The sequence below is a fragment of the Luteimonas aestuarii genome (assembly GCF_004357985.1).
In the GTDB taxonomy this organism is placed as follows: Bacteria; Pseudomonadota; Gammaproteobacteria; order Xanthomonadales; family Xanthomonadaceae; genus Luteimonas; species Luteimonas aestuarii.
In genome coordinates, this window is sequence record NZ_SMTF01000001.1 from 478261 (window position 1) to 491784 (window position 13524).

Here is a 13524-nt window from a genome sequence, read left to right on the forward strand (position 1 = left end):
GGGAGGGATGCGTGACTGGTTCACGCCTATGGACTGCCCGGCCGGAACAGCGGCATCACGGCTTCGAGGTGCTGCAGATAGCGACGGTAGGGCGCACGGTAGGCCTCGGCGCGCGCAGGGTCCGGCGTGCAGGCCTGCCTGGCGTCGGTGGTGACATGGGCGCCCACGAGTGATTCGATGGTGGCATCACTGCCCTGGCTGCGCTCCAGTGCCCAAAGCGCCTGCAGCGCGGCGCCGAAGGCGGCGCCTTCCGCCTGGCGCGGCACGTCGACCGGCAGGTCGAACACATCCGCCACCATCTGCCGCCACGCCGCGCTGTTGGCGCCACCGCCGGTCAGCACGATGCGCTCGAAACGCATGCCGGCCGCGACGAAGGCATCGAACCCGTAACGCAGCGCGTACGTGGCGCCTTCCATTGCCGCGCGATACAGGTGCGCGGGACTCATGTTGTGCGGGTCCAGCCCGGCCAGCACGCCCTTGCCCAGCGGCAGGTCGGGCGTGCGCTCGCCGCCGAGGAACGGCAGCATGGTCAATCCCTGCGCGCCCGGCGGCGTGGCGTGGATGTGCGCATCGCCCTCGCGCGTGCTGAAGCCGAACAGGCGCGCCACCTGCTCGGTGACCACGGTGCAGTTCATGGTGCAGATCAGCGGCAGCCAGCCACCGGTGGACGAACAGAACGCCGCCCAGTCGCCGTCGTCGCTGACGATGGGTCGCGACGCATGCGCGAACAGGGTGCCCGACGTGCCCAGGCTCATCGACAGCCGGCCCTCGCCGACGCAGCCGGTGCCGATGGCGGCCATCATGTTGTCGCCACCACCCACTGCGACTTTCGCCGTGGTCGGCAGGCCAAGGCGCGCTGCAGACGCTGGCGCGATGTCGAACAGCGTGTCGTGCGCCACCAGCGGCGGCAGGCAGTCGCCCAGGTCGCGATCGGCATCGGTCGCACGCAGCAGGTCCGGCGACCAGGTCCGCGTGCGCACGTCCAGCCAACCGGTGCCGGAGGCGTCGCCATGCTCCATCCACAGCTCGCCCGTGAGCACGAAGTTGAGGTAGTCGTGCGGCAGCAGGATCGTCGCCAGCTTCGCGTACGCGTCCGGGCGATGGGCCTTGGTCCACGGCAGCTTGGACGCGGTGTATCCGGCCAGGATCGGGTTGCCTGCCGAGGCGATCGTCTTGGTCGCGCCGCCCAACGCGTCCATGATGCGGCTGCATTCGGCGGTGGTGCTGGTGTCGTTCCACAGCTTGGCGGGCGCCAGGACCCGGCCAGCGGCATCCAGCGGCACGAAGCCGTGCTGTTGCCCGGACACCGACAGCGCCGCGATCCGCGCCCGCAGCCCCGGGTCGAAACGGTCGAAGCAGGCCTCCATGGCATGCACCCAGTCGGAAGGGTGCTGCTCCCGGCTGCCATCCTCGCCGCTGATCAGATCCAGCGGTGCGCTGGCCGAGTCCAGCACTTCGCGACGGTCCGCGTCGTACACCAGAACCTTGATGCTCTGGGTGCCGGCATCGATGCCCGCCAGCACGGTCATCGCCCGCCCCCGGCAATTCGAATCAGGTTAGCGCTATCACGATCTGCCGCCGTGAGTTGCCGCATCGATGGACGGACCGCCTGCCCCATGACCCCGACACCACCCCGTTGAGATAGGCCGACTGTAGCAGCGCAGACTGGAAAAGCCGTGCTGCAGCGCGGCATGGAAGGCAGTCCACCAAGCCAGAATTATGTTAGCGCTACCATTAATTGTTGCCTTTCTCCCTCGGGGCAGGGCAGTGGCGCACTTGAGTGCCCGCGGTGTCCGGCATCCCGCCAGATCACGGCACACGGCGGGAGCGTCATCGGTTCGCTCGAACACGACCAGGTCCCGGCCAGGATGCGGTCCCACCGTTACTGGAGAAACGAGGCAGGTGAAGCTGCAAGCGCCGCCGTGGCGAACCTAGCCGAAGCTGGCCACCAGTTCGACTTCGCCGCTGTGGTTCTCGGCGTGGACGGTCGTGGCGATGCCGTGCAGCAGGCTGCGGGCATCGGCCATCATGGTCACGGTTTCCAGCGCCTTCTCGCGCTCCGGGAACCAGAACGAGAGCTTGCCGGCGTCCACCAGCTGCCAGCCACCACCGCGGGCGATCAGTTCGAGCGTCGACATGGGACGATCCTTCGAAAACCTGAAAAGTGGGGTACCAGCGGCGCCGTCCCGTGGCGCCCGTACGTTGCTTGACATGCGCCGGGGGTATCGACGGCACGCACGTTGCTGGCAGAACCAGAATGCCCCGCCGGGCCGGCCGATACAGTCGGCGCTCACCGCGCGCGGGTGTAGGAAAACCCTGACCGTGGCGCTTGCGCAGCCTGCCGGACGAAGGCCCGCGCGGGCTTGCCGTCCACCGCGCCAAGCCCCTGCATGCCGCTTCGCCGTCGCCCCCCGGCGGCACGGCCGTGGTTGTCGCCAGCGGTAGAATCGTCGGCTTCCCCTTGCCGCTGCCGCGATCCAGAAGATGACCGATCCCGTCCGTACCCCGTTCCACGGATTCGAACAGATCCCGCTGCGCGAATACGCCGAACGCGCCTACCTCGACTATTCGATGTACGTGGTGCTGGACCGCGCGCTGCCGTTCATCGGCGACGGCCTGAAGCCGGTGCAGCGCCGCATCGTCTATGCAATGAGCGAGCTGGGGCTGTCGGCCGCAGCAAAACCGAAGAAGTCGGCGCGTACCGTCGGCGACGTGATCGGCAAGTTCCATCCGCACGGCGACAGCGCTTGCTACGAGGCGCTGGTGCTGATGGCGCAGTCGTTCTCCTACCGCTATCCGCTGATCGACGGCCAGGGCAACTTCGGCTCGCCCGACGACCCCAAGTCGTTCGCGGCGATGCGCTATACCGAATCCAAGCTCACCCCCATCGCCGAGGTGCTGCTGGGCGAGCTGGGCCAGGGCACGGTGGACTGGACGCCGAACTTCGACGGCACGATGGACGAGCCCAGCTGGCTGCCCGCGCGCCTGCCGCACCTGCTGCTCAATGGCACCACCGGCATTGCCGTGGGCATGGCCACCGACGTGCCGCCGCACAACCTCAACGAAATCGTCAGCGCCTGCGTGCGCCTGCTGGACGACCCCGATGCCAGCGTGCGCGACCTCTGCGAACACGTGCGCGGCCCGGACTATCCCACCACCGCCGAGATCATCACCCCCACCGCCGACCTGCTGGCGATGTACGAAACCGGCCACGGCAGCGTGCGTGCACGCGCGACGTTCGCGAAGGAAGGCGCGAACATCATCGTCACCGCCCTGCCCTACCAGGTATCGCCGTCCAAGGTGATCGAGCAGATCGCCACCCAGATGCGTGCCAAGAAACTGCCGTGGCTGGAAGACATCCGCGACGAATCCGACCACGCCAACCCGGTGCGCATCGCGCTGATCCCGCGCTCGAACCGCGTGGATGCCGAGCAACTGATGGGGCACCTGTTCGCCACCACCGACCTCGAGAAGAGCTACCGCGTCAACCTCAACATCATCGGCCTCGACGGCCGCCCGCAGGTCAAGAACCTCAAGCAACTGCTGTCGGAGTGGCTGCTGTTCCGCACCGACACCGTCACCCGCCGCCTCAGCCACCGGCTGGACAAGGTCGAGCGCCGGCTGCACCTGCTGGAAGGCCTGCTGGTGGCCTTCCTCAACCTGGACGAGGTGATCCGCATCATCCGCAGCGAGGACGAACCGAAGCCGGCGCTGATCGCACGCTTCCAGCTGTCGGTGGAACAGGCCGAGTACATCCTTGAAACCAGGCTGCGCCAGCTTGCCCGCCTCGAGGAAATGAAGATCCGCGGCGAGCAGGACGAACTGGACAGCGAACGCGACCGCATCATCGCCACGCTGGCCAGCAAGGCCAAGCTGCGCAAGCTGGTCAAGGACGAGCTGCTGGCGGATGCGAAGAAATTCGGCGACCCCCGCCGCTCTCCGCTGGTTGCGCGCGATGCCGCGCAGGCGCTGGACGAAACCGAACTGGTGGCCAGCGAACCGGTGACCATCGTCCTCAGCCAGAAGGGCTGGGTACGCGCGGCCAAGGGCCACGACATCGACGCGAAAACTTTGTCCTACCGCGAAGGCGACACCCTGCTCGCCGCAGTCAAGGGACGCACGACGCAGCAGGTGGCTTTCCTCGACAGCGCCGGTCGCAGCTATTCGACGCTGGCGCATTCGCTGCCCTCGGCGCGCGGCAACGGCGAACCGCTGACCGGACGCTTCTCGCCCGCGGCCGGCGCGTCGTTCGCGGCGCTGGCCAGCGGCGGCAACGACGACCGCTACGTGCTGGCCTCGTCGCACGGCTATGGCTTCGTCACCCGGTTCGAAAGCCTCACCGGCCGGCAGAAGGCCGGCAAGGCGATGCTGTCGCTGTCGGAAGGCGCGAAGGTGCTGCAGCCTGCCGCCGTCGCCGGCAACCCCGACGACCGCATCGTCGCGGTGACCAGCGCCGGCCACCTGCTGGCGTTCCCCGTCTCGGAGCTGCCGGAACTCGACAAGGGCAAGGGCAACAAGCTGATCGAGATCCCCAAGGCCAAGCGTGGCACCGAGCGCGTGGTCGCCGTGGCCGTGGTGCCGCCGGGCGGTACGCTGGTGGTGCAGTCCGGCACGCGCACGATGAGCCTGTCGTTCAAGGACCTGGGCGACTACGTGGGCGCGCGCGCCAGTCGCGGCGGCCTGTTGCCGCGGGGCTGGCAGAAGGTGGATGGGCTGCTGGTCGAATAGCCGTTCAGTCCAAGTCAGGCGGAGGAAGCAAGTGCAACCTGATTTCTGGCAACAGCGCTGGCGGGAAGGCCGCATCGGCTTCCACCAGGCGCGTCCGTCGCCGCTGCTGGAGGCGCATTGGGAATCGCTGCAGCTTGCGCCGGGCAGCCGCGTCTTCGTGCCGCTGTGCGGCAAGTCGCTTGACATGCCGTGGCTCGCGTCGCGCGGCCATCGCGTGCTGGGGGTCGAGCTGTCGCAACTGGCGGTGGACCAGTTCTTCTCCGAACACGGGCTGGTCCCCGATGTGCACGAGTCGCGCCTCGGCCTGCACCACGTGGCCGACGCGATCGAGATCATCCGCGGCGATGCCTTCGCGCTGGATGCGGCCACGCTGTCGGACTGTGGGGGCGTGTTCGATCGCGCCGCGCTGATCGCATTGCCACCCGATCTACGCGAGCGCTACGCGCTGGCCCTGCATGCGCGGCTGCCCATCGGCTGCCGCGGCCTGCTGGTCACGCTGGAGTATCCGCAGCACCAGAAGGACGGGCCGCCGTTTTCCGTGCAACAGGACGAGGTGATGCGGGTCTATGGACGGGACTGGCAGGTGGAACTGCTCGAACGCCGCGACATCCTGCAGCGCGAGGCCTCATTCCTCGACGAAGGCATCACGACGCTGCATACCTGCGCCTACCGCCTGCACAAGCAGGCTTGATCCCCTTTCGTGCAGCGCGCGCGCCGCAGGCCATGCTCAGGCCGACGGCGACGCCTCGCCCATCCGGCTTTGCTGGTAGTTCTGCAGGCCGACCATTTCGATCAGGCGCAACTGTTGCTCCAGCCAGTGGGTGTGGTCTTCCTCGGTGTCGGCCAGCTGGGTCACCAGCACTTCGCGACTGACATAGTCGCCATGCCGTTCGCACAAGGCGATGCCCTTGGCCAGGTTGTCGCGCACCAGGTACTCGAGGTCCAGGTCCTTGCGCAGCATCTGCTCGACCGTCTCGCCCGGCTCGAAGGCATCGGGACGCATGTCCGGCGTGCCCTCGAGGAACAGGATGCGCCGCAGCAGCGCGTCGGCGTGCTCGGTTTCCTCTTCCATCTCGTGGTTGATGCGTGCGTAGAGCGCATGCAGGCCGAGGTCTTCGTAGCGGCGCGAATGCAGGAAATACTGGTCCCGCGCCGCCAGCTCGCCACGCAGCAGGAACTTCAGGTAATCGATGACTTCGGGATGGCCTTTCATCAGGGCGTGCCGGTGCGGGGGTGCCCACAGCTTAACCAACCCCGGATGACGATGATCGAGTGAGAACGACTGCATTTCGCATTCTCAAAACGGCATGATGTAGACCACGCCCGACAACCCCGCCAAGGGAACACCCGCATGGTCCGCTGGCTGCGCCGCCTGCTGTTGCTGCTCCTCGCCCTGCTGCTGATCGTGGCCCTGCTGGCTTCGTGGCTGGTGCGCGGCAGCCTGCCCGCGCTCGATGGCGAAATGCATCTCCCGGGCCTGTCGGCGCCCGCGACCCTCCAGCGCGATGCGCTTGGCGTGGTGACCATCGAGGCCGCCAGCGAGACCGATGCGGCACGCGCGCTCGGTTACGTGCACGCGCAGGAACGGTTCTTCGAGATGGACCTGTTGCGACGCACGTCGGCGGGCGAACTGGCGGCGCTGTTCGGCCCGGTTGCGCTGGACACCGACAAGCGCCACCGCGTGCACCGCATGCGCGCGCGCGTGATGGACAACCTCGACGCCATCATCGGCGACAAGGGAGATGCCCTGCGGGCCTACACCGAAGGCGTCAATGCCGGGCTGTCCACGTTGCGCGTGCGCCCGTGGCCGTACCTGCTGCTCCGCCAGACCCCGCAGCCCTGGACCGAAGCCGATTCCGCGCTTGCCGGCTACGCCATGTACTTCGACCTGCAGGATTCGGGCAACACGCGCGAACTCGCGCTGTGGAAACTGCGCCCGCACCTGCCCGAGGCGCTGTTCGCGCTGCTGACGCACGGCGGTAGCCGCTGGGATGCGCCGCTGTCGGGCGAAGGCTTCGGCGATGCGGTGCTGCCCGTGGCGGATGAGGTGGACCTGCGCGCCCTGCCGGCGCCAGACGACGACGCTGAGTCGCTTGCCCTCACGCCACCATCCGCTCCGTCGATGGTCCCCCACTCTGCCGCGACGCGGGAGAGAGGCATCGGCGGGTCGCCTGCGGCGACCGGGTTCTCTCCCGGCAGCAACAATTTCGCCGTCTCCGGCGAACTGACGGCGGATGGCCGCGCCATCGTCGCCGACGACATGCACCTGGGCCTGCGCGCGCCGAACATCTGGTTCCGCGCGCGACTGCGCTATCCCGATGCGTGGGCACCGGGTGGCCGGGTCGATGTGCAGGGCTTTACCTTGCCCGGCTTGCCGGCGGTGATCGTGGGCAGTAATGGGCACGTCGCCTGGGGCTTCACCAACAGCTACGGCGACTATCTGGACTGGGCGCTGGAAACGCCGTGTGGCGAGAACGCGACGGAGGGATGCACGGATGCCGTGACCCACGTCGAGCGCATCGACGTGGCCGGCGACGCGCCCCTGGCTTTCGATGTGCGCGAAACCCGGTGGGGGCCGATCCTGCACGACGCGGGCAACGGCAGCGTGCTGTCGCTGCGCTGGGTTGCGCACCTGCGCGGCTCTATCAACTTCGGCCTTGCCGACTTCGCGCATGCGGCCGATCTCGACGAGGCCCTGGCAATCGCAGACCGCACCGCCACGCCGACGCAGAACCTCGTCGTCGGCGATGCGGTCGGGAACATCGCGTGGCGACTGCTGGGACCACTGCCGGAACGCCGCGGCGGCTGTTCGGCAGGCGACCTGGTCGCCAACGATCCCGCAGAGATCCATGGCCTCGCCTCTGAAAGCGCGCCAGCGGGCGTGCGACGCGAGCGCTGCTATCGATGGGATATCAACACGACGGCATCCCCGTCCACACGCTCGCCCGACACGCATCGCCTCTGGACCGCCAACGCCCGCGTCGTTTCCGATGCCGACCTCGAACGCATCGGCGACGGCGGCTACGCGCTCGGCGTGCGCCAGCAGCAGATCCGCGACCAGTTGCTGGCGAAGGACCGGTTCACCGAACAGGACCTGCTGGCGATCCAGCTCGACGATCGCGCGCTGCTCCTGTCGAACTGGCACACGCTGCTCCAGGACCGTGCCAAAGACAACGCATCATCCGCCCTGCGCGAGCTGGCCGACGCCGCCCGGGACTGGAGCGGTCGCGCGAGCGTCGACTCGGCGGGCTATCGACTCGTGCGCGCCTGGCGGCAGGCGGTGCTGTCGCGCGTCGCCGATGGCCTGGTCGCGCCCGCCCGCGTCGCGCTGGGCGATGCGTTCGAGATGCCCGACCTGCCGCAACTCGAGGGCGTGGCATGGCCGCTGGTCACCACACGGCCGCCGCACCTGCTGTCGAAGCGCTTCGAGACCTGGGACGCGCTGTTCGAGGATGCCGCGCGCGAAGTCCGCACCGAACTCGCACCGCACGGGCCACTGGCGGAGCGCACATGGGGCGAGCGCAACACCGCGCGCATCTGCCACCCGCTGGCCGGCGCGCTGCCCAGCGTGCTCAGGTCGCGGCTGTGCATGCCGGCCGACCCACTGCCCGGCGATGGCTTGGTGCCGCGCGTGCAGGGTCCGGGCTTCGGCGCGTCGCAACGCATGGTGGTCTCTCCGGGCCGGGAGGCCGAGGGCATCGCGCACATGCCCGGTGGGCAGAGCGGGCATCCACTGTCGCCCTTCTGGGGCGCGGGCCACGACGACTGGGTCCACGGACGGCCATCGCCGTTCCTGCCGGGTCCAACGCGCCACCGGCTGACGCTCTCGCCGTCGCTCTGATACCTTGGCGCGCATCCTCCAAGGACGGAACAGTCCATGCACTGCATGCGTCGTCTTCACCGCGCGATGACCGCCCGCCGGGCCATCCTTCGTTGATGTATGGGACAGCCGCCCTGCCCCGCCCCGGGGATCGCATGATCGAATTCGGACACCTCACCCATGCGGGCCTCCGCCGCGAGCTGAACGAGGACACGTATTACGGCGACAGCGAGCTGGGCCTGTGGCTGGTCGCAGACGGCATGGGCGGGCACGAATACGGCGAGGTCGCCAGCGCGCTGGCGCGCGAAGCCATCGTGCGCGAGATCCGCCAGGGCACGCCACTGCCGCAGGCGATCCGCATCGCCGACGAGGAGATCATCCGCGCCTCTCGCCAACGCAACGACTCGCTGCCGATGGGCACGACCGTGGTCGCCGCGCGCGTGGTCGGCAGCCGCTTCGAAGTCGCTTGGGTCGGCGACAGTCGCGTGTACCTGTGGCACGGCGGCAAGCTGGTGCAGCTGTCGCAGGACCACAGCTACGTGCAGGAGTTGATCTCGCAGGGCACGATCAGCATCGACCAGGCGCGCAGCCATCCGCATCGCAACGTGGTCACGCAGGCGCTGGGCGTCACCGACCCGCAGCAGTTGAACGTCGAAACGTTGTCAGGCGAACTCGGCCCCGGCATGCAGCTGCTGCTGTGCAGCGACGGGCTGACCGAGGAAGTGGACGACAAGGGCATCGCCCGGGTGCTGGCGCACGACGAATGCAGCGCGCAGGAATGCGTGGACGGACTGGTGGCCGCGGCGCTCGATGGCGGTGGGTCCGACAACGTGACCGTACTGCTGGTACGCAGGCACTGAGTCGGTCGGCGCAGTTCGGCTGACGCCAGGCGTGCGCCGGAGCTGTCGGGCAGGTCTCAAGCACTTCGAACGTGGCGCCGGGCGGCGAAATGGTCCGTTCCGCTGAAGTGCGCTCCCAGGCCAGTCCGCTCAGGCCGCCGCGTCATCCCACAGGCAGCGCGCATCCTTGGCCTTCTTGCGGATCGCCTCCAGACGCGCTGCATGCAGGGCCAGTTCTTCCGCGTCGGGGGTGATCGCGGGACGCGGACCGGCATCGACCACGCGCACCACCGCGGCCTGCGCGGCCGGGGTGGTCGACGCCTCGCCGCCGAACCCGATCTCGCCCTGTCCAGAGGTCAGCGCCAGGTAGGCCTCGGCCAGCAATTGGGCGTCCAGCAGCGCCCCGTGCAATTGCCGGTGCGCATTGTCCACGCCCAGCCGCTTGCACAAGGCATCGAGTGAATTGCGCTGGCCGGGGTAGCGCTGCCGCGCCAGCAACAGCGAGTCGAGCACCGTCACCCGGTCCGCCAGGCGGCCACGTCCACCCAGCTGGGCCAGTTCGTGTTCGAGGAACCCCATGTCGAACGCGGCGTTGTGGATCACCAGCTCGGCCCCATCGACGAAGGCCAGGAACTCGTCGGCGATGTCGGCGAACAGCGGTTTGTCGGCCAGGAACTCCAGCGTCAGCCCGGTGACTTCCTGCGCACCGGGCTCGAACTCGCGCTGCGGGTTGAGGTACTTGTGGAAGGTGCGCCCGGTCGGCCGCCGTTCGACCAGCTCGACGCAGCCGATCTCCACCACGCGGTTGCCGCGCTTCCATTCCAGGCCGGTGGTTTCGGTGTCGAGGACGATCTGGCGCATGCGTTCCTGGTGGGTTTCGGGGCCTGGATGGATTCGGGCTAGGCGGTTTGCGCGGCGTTGCCGGCCGCACGCTCACGAATGGCTTCGTCGCGGGCGAGCGTATCGACGCGCTCGTTGTCGGGATCGCCGGAGTGGCCCTTCACCCAACGCCAGTCGATGCGATGCCGCTGGCTGGCGGCATGCAGCCGCTCCCACAGGTCGCGATTCTTGACCGGTGCGCCGCCGGCGGTCTTCCAGCCGCGCCGCACCCAGTTCGGCATCCATTCGGCGATGCCCTGGCGCACGTACTGCGAGTCGGTATGCAGGGTGACATCGCAGGCCTCGGTCAGGGTTTCCAGCGCCACGATGGCGGCCATCAGCTCCATGCGGTTGTTGGTGGTCTGCGGTTCGCCACCGGCCAGCTCGCGCTCGCGCTCGCCGTAGCGCAGCAGGGCCGCCCAGCCGCCGGGGCCGGGATTGCCCAGGCACGCGCCATCGGTATGGATCTCGACCATCTTCATGCCGCGGGCACCCCTTGCGGCAGGCGCAGCGCGGCCCGCTGGCGCAGCGGCGTCAGCGGCAACTCGCGCTTCTCGGCCTGCAGCAGGTAGGCCGCCCGCAGGCCCGGGCCGTGCTGCGGAGGCGACGCGGCCTCCACCCGCCAGCTCGGGCCCACGCCCTGGGACACCGGGTCGGGCACCAGCCCGTGCCGGCGCAGGCGACGGCGCCAGGTCAGCGGCTCCGCAGCCGACAAGCCCGTGCCCCGCCAGCGCCAGCGGTATGGCGACAGCGGATTGAGCACGAACATCCACACCCGTCCACCCGGGACCAGGATCCGCGCGACCTCGGCCAGCAGGGCGTCGGCCTCGCCGCCGGCCGGTACCGCGTGCTGCAGCACGGCCGTGGCGAAGGACTCGTTGGGCAGCGGCAGTGGCAGGCTGCAGGCGATATCGCCCTGCCAGCCACCTTCCGCCACGGCCAGTCGCAGCCCACGTGCGTCTTCGGGTCCCGCGGTGGCACCCGGCCCCAGCCACAGCCAGTGCTGGCCGGGGCGCTGGCGCAGGGCGTCGGCGACTGGGGACGCCTGGGCGTCCACCACCGCGCGGCCGGCCGGGGTCTGGAACCAGGCATGGGCGGCGGATTGACCGCCCGGCAGGGAAGAAGGCATGGTCGCCATTCTACGGCGTCGGCCCCTTGGTTCACGCCCGTGGCATCGAAGACCCATGGCGGCCGTCGATCGCCTCCTCTGTCCCAGGCTTCCGGAGCCCCCATGCATCTGCGCGCCCTGTCGGCCCTCTCGGACAACTACATCTGGACGCTTGCCGATGACGCTGGCAACGCCGTCATCGTGGACCCCGGCGAGGCGGCGCCGGTGCTGGCCGCCGCCGATGCCGGCCTGTCGCCGCGCGCCATCCTGTTGACCCACCACCACCCGGACCACGTGGGCGGCGTGCCTGCCCTGCTGCAGCGCTGGCCCACGCTGCAGGTGTACGGCCCGGCAGACCCACGCATTGACACCGTTACCCACGCGGTCGCCGATGGCGATGTCATCCATCCCGCCCCTTGGCGCTTCGAGGTGCTGGCGGTCCCCGGGCATACCGTGAGCCACATCGCATTCCATGGCCACGGTCACTTGTTTTGCGGCGACACCCTCTTCAGTCTGGGTTGCGGACGGTTGTTCGAAGGTACGCCCGGCGACATGCTCGGCTCACTCGACCGGCTGGCCACCCTGCCCGCGGAGACCCTGGTCTGCTGCGGGCACGAGTACACGCTGGCCAATGCCGCCTTTGCGCGCGTGGTCGATCCCGGCAACCCGGCGCTACAGCGCCGGCACGAAGAGGTCATCGCGATGCGCGACACCGGATACCCCACCCTGCCCGTCTCCCTGGGCGACGAACGGGCCTGCAACCCCTTCCTGCGCATCGATGCGCCCGCCGTGCGCGATGCCGTGGTCGCGCGCGAGCCCGCTGTCGCCAGCGACCGGGTGGCCGCCTTCGCCGCATTACGGCGCTGGAAAGACGGGTTCGCCGCATGACCCGGCGACATCGATGGCGCAGGCCGCTGGCCATCCTCGTGCTGGCGTGCCTGGTGCCGGTCGCGCTTGCGGCCGAACCGCCTGCCGCGCCCGGCGCCGCCCAGGAGGACGATACCGGCACCAGCACCGTACTCATGCCGGCAGGCACCCGCAACGGGCTGGAGATCTACCGCAAGTTCCGCGAAGGCCTGGCCGAGCCCGAATGCGCGCCCGGCGACAGCGAGCGCTGGCGCCGGCACTTTGCGCATGCGCCGGGCCAGTTCGCCACGCCCGGAACCGACGTGCTGCCGCTGTTCGGCTACGTGGTCGACGCGTTGCATGAAGCCTATCTGCCGACCGAGTTCGCGCTGATTCCCTTCGTCGAGAGCGGCTACCGCGCCGGTGCGCGCAGCCCCTCGGGCCCGGTCGGGCTGTGGCAGTTCATCGCCACGACGGCCAGAAACCACAAGGTGCCGATCGAGAGCGGCTACGACGGGCGCCTGTCGCCGGTGGATTCCACCCAGGCGGCCGTGCGTTACCTCAAGACCTTGCACGGCATGTTCGCTGGTGACTGGCGGCTGGCGGTGATGGCGTACAACGCCGGCGAGTACCGCGTACTGGGCGCCCTGCGTCGCGCAGGACAGACGCCGGCCAACGCGACGCCCGAGACCCTCGCCCTGCCCGCCATCACCCACGCCTACGTACGCAAACTGCATGCGCTGTCCTGCCTGCTGGAGGAAGCCGAGGAACGCGAGGCCTGGCTGGATTCCCTCGACCGTCCGGTGGCGCTGCTCGCAGCAGTGCCGGCCGGGCGCGGCAACCTGGATGCGTTCGCCCAGCGCCACGGGCTGGACGCGGCACGACTGAAGCGCCTCAACCCCGCGCACGCGAACGGCGCCATCGCGTCCGCGCCCGGCCGCATGCTGCTGGCACCACTGAACGACAGCGCCGCGCGCCTGGTGGCTGCCAACACCGTCCCGTCCCCGACCCCGACCCGCCCGTCGACCGCGACGAGCGGTGTTGCCGGATTCGTCAACATGGCACCGCCCGAGCCTGACCCTGCCGCCGAGGCGACATCGCCGCGCACCCACACCGTCGCCCGTGGCGAATCGGCGTGGGTCATTGCACGGCGCTACGGCGTGCGCAGCGACGAACTGCTTGCGCGCAACGGCCTGCAGGCCACCAGCGTGCTCCGCCCCGGCATGGTGCTGCAGGTGGACGACACTCCCCCGGAGACCGGCGCGGCCGGCGTGGCAGAATAGGCGCGTCCCTATCCGCGAGCA

Annotated in this window: 12 protein-coding genes; 6 read left to right on the plus strand and 6 right to left on the minus strand. The window is 69.3% G+C overall.

The genetic code is table 11. The features are described 5' to 3' along the window. Positions 1-26: 26 nt before the first annotated feature. Positions 27-1529, minus strand: a complete 1503-nt coding sequence (xylB, locus tag E2F46_RS02275; RefSeq protein WP_133320528.1) for a xylulokinase — start codon at positions 1527-1529, stop codon at positions 27-29. Between the two features lie 402 nt (positions 1530-1931). Beyond that, entirely contained in the window at positions 1932-2138 is a 207-nt protein-coding gene (locus E2F46_RS02280) for a hypothetical protein (RefSeq protein ID WP_133320529.1), read from the minus strand. A 346-nt stretch (positions 2139-2484) separates the two neighbouring features. On the opposite strand from E2F46_RS02280, the gene parC reads away from it, so the two are divergent. Further along, positions 2485-4728: a DNA topoisomerase IV subunit A gene (gene parC, locus E2F46_RS02285; protein WP_133320530.1), complete on the plus strand. Its 2244-nt coding sequence runs from the start codon at positions 2485-2487 to the stop codon at positions 4726-4728. A gap of 31 nt (positions 4729-4759) precedes the next feature. Further along, positions 4760-5419 carry a thiopurine S-methyltransferase gene (locus tag E2F46_RS02290; protein ID WP_133320531.1) on the plus strand — a complete coding sequence of 220 codons (660 nt, stop codon included), beginning with the start codon at positions 4760-4762 and terminating at the stop codon, positions 5417-5419. A gap of 36 nt (positions 5420-5455) precedes the next feature. Here the strand turns inward: E2F46_RS02290 and bfr are convergent, their stop codons facing one another. Further along, complete coding sequence (gene bfr / locus E2F46_RS02295) at positions 5456-5941, minus strand: bacterioferritin (RefSeq protein ID WP_133320532.1); 486 nt, start codon at positions 5939-5941, stop codon at positions 5456-5458. A gap of 138 nt (positions 5942-6079) precedes the next feature. Between bfr and E2F46_RS02300 the strand changes: the two genes are divergently transcribed. After that, on the plus strand, positions 6080-8569 hold the full coding sequence (locus E2F46_RS02300) for a penicillin acylase family protein (RefSeq protein WP_133320533.1): 2490 nt from the start codon (positions 6080-6082) through the stop codon (positions 8567-8569). A gap of 134 nt (positions 8570-8703) precedes the next feature. After that, entirely contained in the window at positions 8704-9408 is a 705-nt protein-coding gene (locus tag E2F46_RS02305; protein ID WP_133320534.1) for a PP2C family protein-serine/threonine phosphatase, read from the plus strand. 129 nt (positions 9409-9537) lie between these two features. Here E2F46_RS02305 and dnaQ read toward each other — a convergent pair whose 3' ends face one another. Genes dnaQ through E2F46_RS02320 form a run of 3 tightly spaced genes read right to left on the minus strand, consistent with a single transcriptional unit; the run spans position 9538 to position 11395 of the window. Next, positions 9538-10248 carry a DNA polymerase III subunit epsilon gene (dnaQ, locus tag E2F46_RS02310; RefSeq protein ID WP_133320535.1) on the minus strand — a complete coding sequence of 237 codons (711 nt, stop codon included), beginning with the start codon at positions 10246-10248 and terminating at the stop codon, positions 9538-9540. 38 nt (positions 10249-10286) lie between these two features. Beyond that, positions 10287-10748 (minus strand): ribonuclease HI, encoded by a 462-nt coding sequence (gene rnhA / locus E2F46_RS02315; RefSeq protein ID WP_133320536.1) that lies wholly within the window; start codon positions 10746-10748, stop codon positions 10287-10289. Continuing rightward, positions 10745-11395, minus strand: a complete 651-nt coding sequence (locus E2F46_RS02320) for a methyltransferase domain-containing protein (protein ID WP_133320537.1) — start codon at positions 11393-11395, stop codon at positions 10745-10747. Before E2F46_RS02320 ends, rnhA begins: the two co-directional genes overlap by 4 nt. Positions 11396-11497: 102 nt before the next feature. On the opposite strand from E2F46_RS02320, the gene gloB reads away from it, so the two are divergent. Together gloB and E2F46_RS02330 are read left to right on the plus strand one after the other, a co-directional pair. After that, positions 11498-12262: a hydroxyacylglutathione hydrolase gene (gene gloB, locus E2F46_RS02325; RefSeq protein ID WP_133320538.1), complete on the plus strand. Its 765-nt coding sequence runs from the start codon at positions 11498-11500 to the stop codon at positions 12260-12262. Then, complete coding sequence (locus tag E2F46_RS02330) at positions 12259-13503, plus strand: lytic transglycosylase domain-containing protein (RefSeq protein ID WP_133320539.1); 1245 nt, start codon at positions 12259-12261, stop codon at positions 13501-13503. The genes gloB and E2F46_RS02330 overlap by 4 nt, the downstream gene beginning before the upstream one ends. Positions 13504-13524 lie beyond the last annotated feature (21 nt).

Bases quoted from the DNA above. Each gene is read 5' to 3' on its own strand.
- xylB (WP_133320528.1), bottom strand. From the start codon at position 1,529: ATGACCGTGCTGGCGGGCATCGATGCCGGCACCCAGAGCATCAAGGTT.
- E2F46_RS02280 (WP_133320529.1), bottom strand. From the start codon at position 2,138: ATGTCGACGCTCGAACTGATCGCCCGCGGTGGTGGCTGGCAGCTGGTG.
- parC (WP_133320530.1), top strand. From the start codon at position 2,485: ATGACCGATCCCGTCCGTACCCCGTTCCACGGATTCGAACAGATCCCG.
- bfr (WP_133320532.1), bottom strand. From the start codon at position 5,941: ATGAAAGGCCATCCCGAAGTCATCGATTACCTGAAGTTCCTGCTGCGT.
- E2F46_RS02300 (WP_133320533.1), top strand. From the start codon at position 6,080: ATGGTCCGCTGGCTGCGCCGCCTGCTGTTGCTGCTCCTCGCCCTGCTG.
- E2F46_RS02305 (WP_133320534.1), top strand. From the start codon at position 8,704: ATGATCGAATTCGGACACCTCACCCATGCGGGCCTCCGCCGCGAGCTG.
- dnaQ (WP_133320535.1), bottom strand. From the start codon at position 10,248: ATGCGCCAGATCGTCCTCGACACCGAAACCACCGGCCTGGAATGGAAG.
- rnhA (WP_133320536.1), bottom strand. From the start codon at position 10,748: ATGAAGATGGTCGAGATCCATACCGATGGCGCGTGCCTGGGCAATCCC.
- E2F46_RS02320 (WP_133320537.1), bottom strand. From the start codon at position 11,395: ATGCCTTCTTCCCTGCCGGGCGGTCAATCCGCCGCCCATGCCTGGTTC.
- gloB (WP_133320538.1), top strand. From the start codon at position 11,498: ATGCATCTGCGCGCCCTGTCGGCCCTCTCGGACAACTACATCTGGACG.
- E2F46_RS02330 (WP_133320539.1), top strand. From the start codon at position 12,259: ATGACCCGGCGACATCGATGGCGCAGGCCGCTGGCCATCCTCGTGCTG.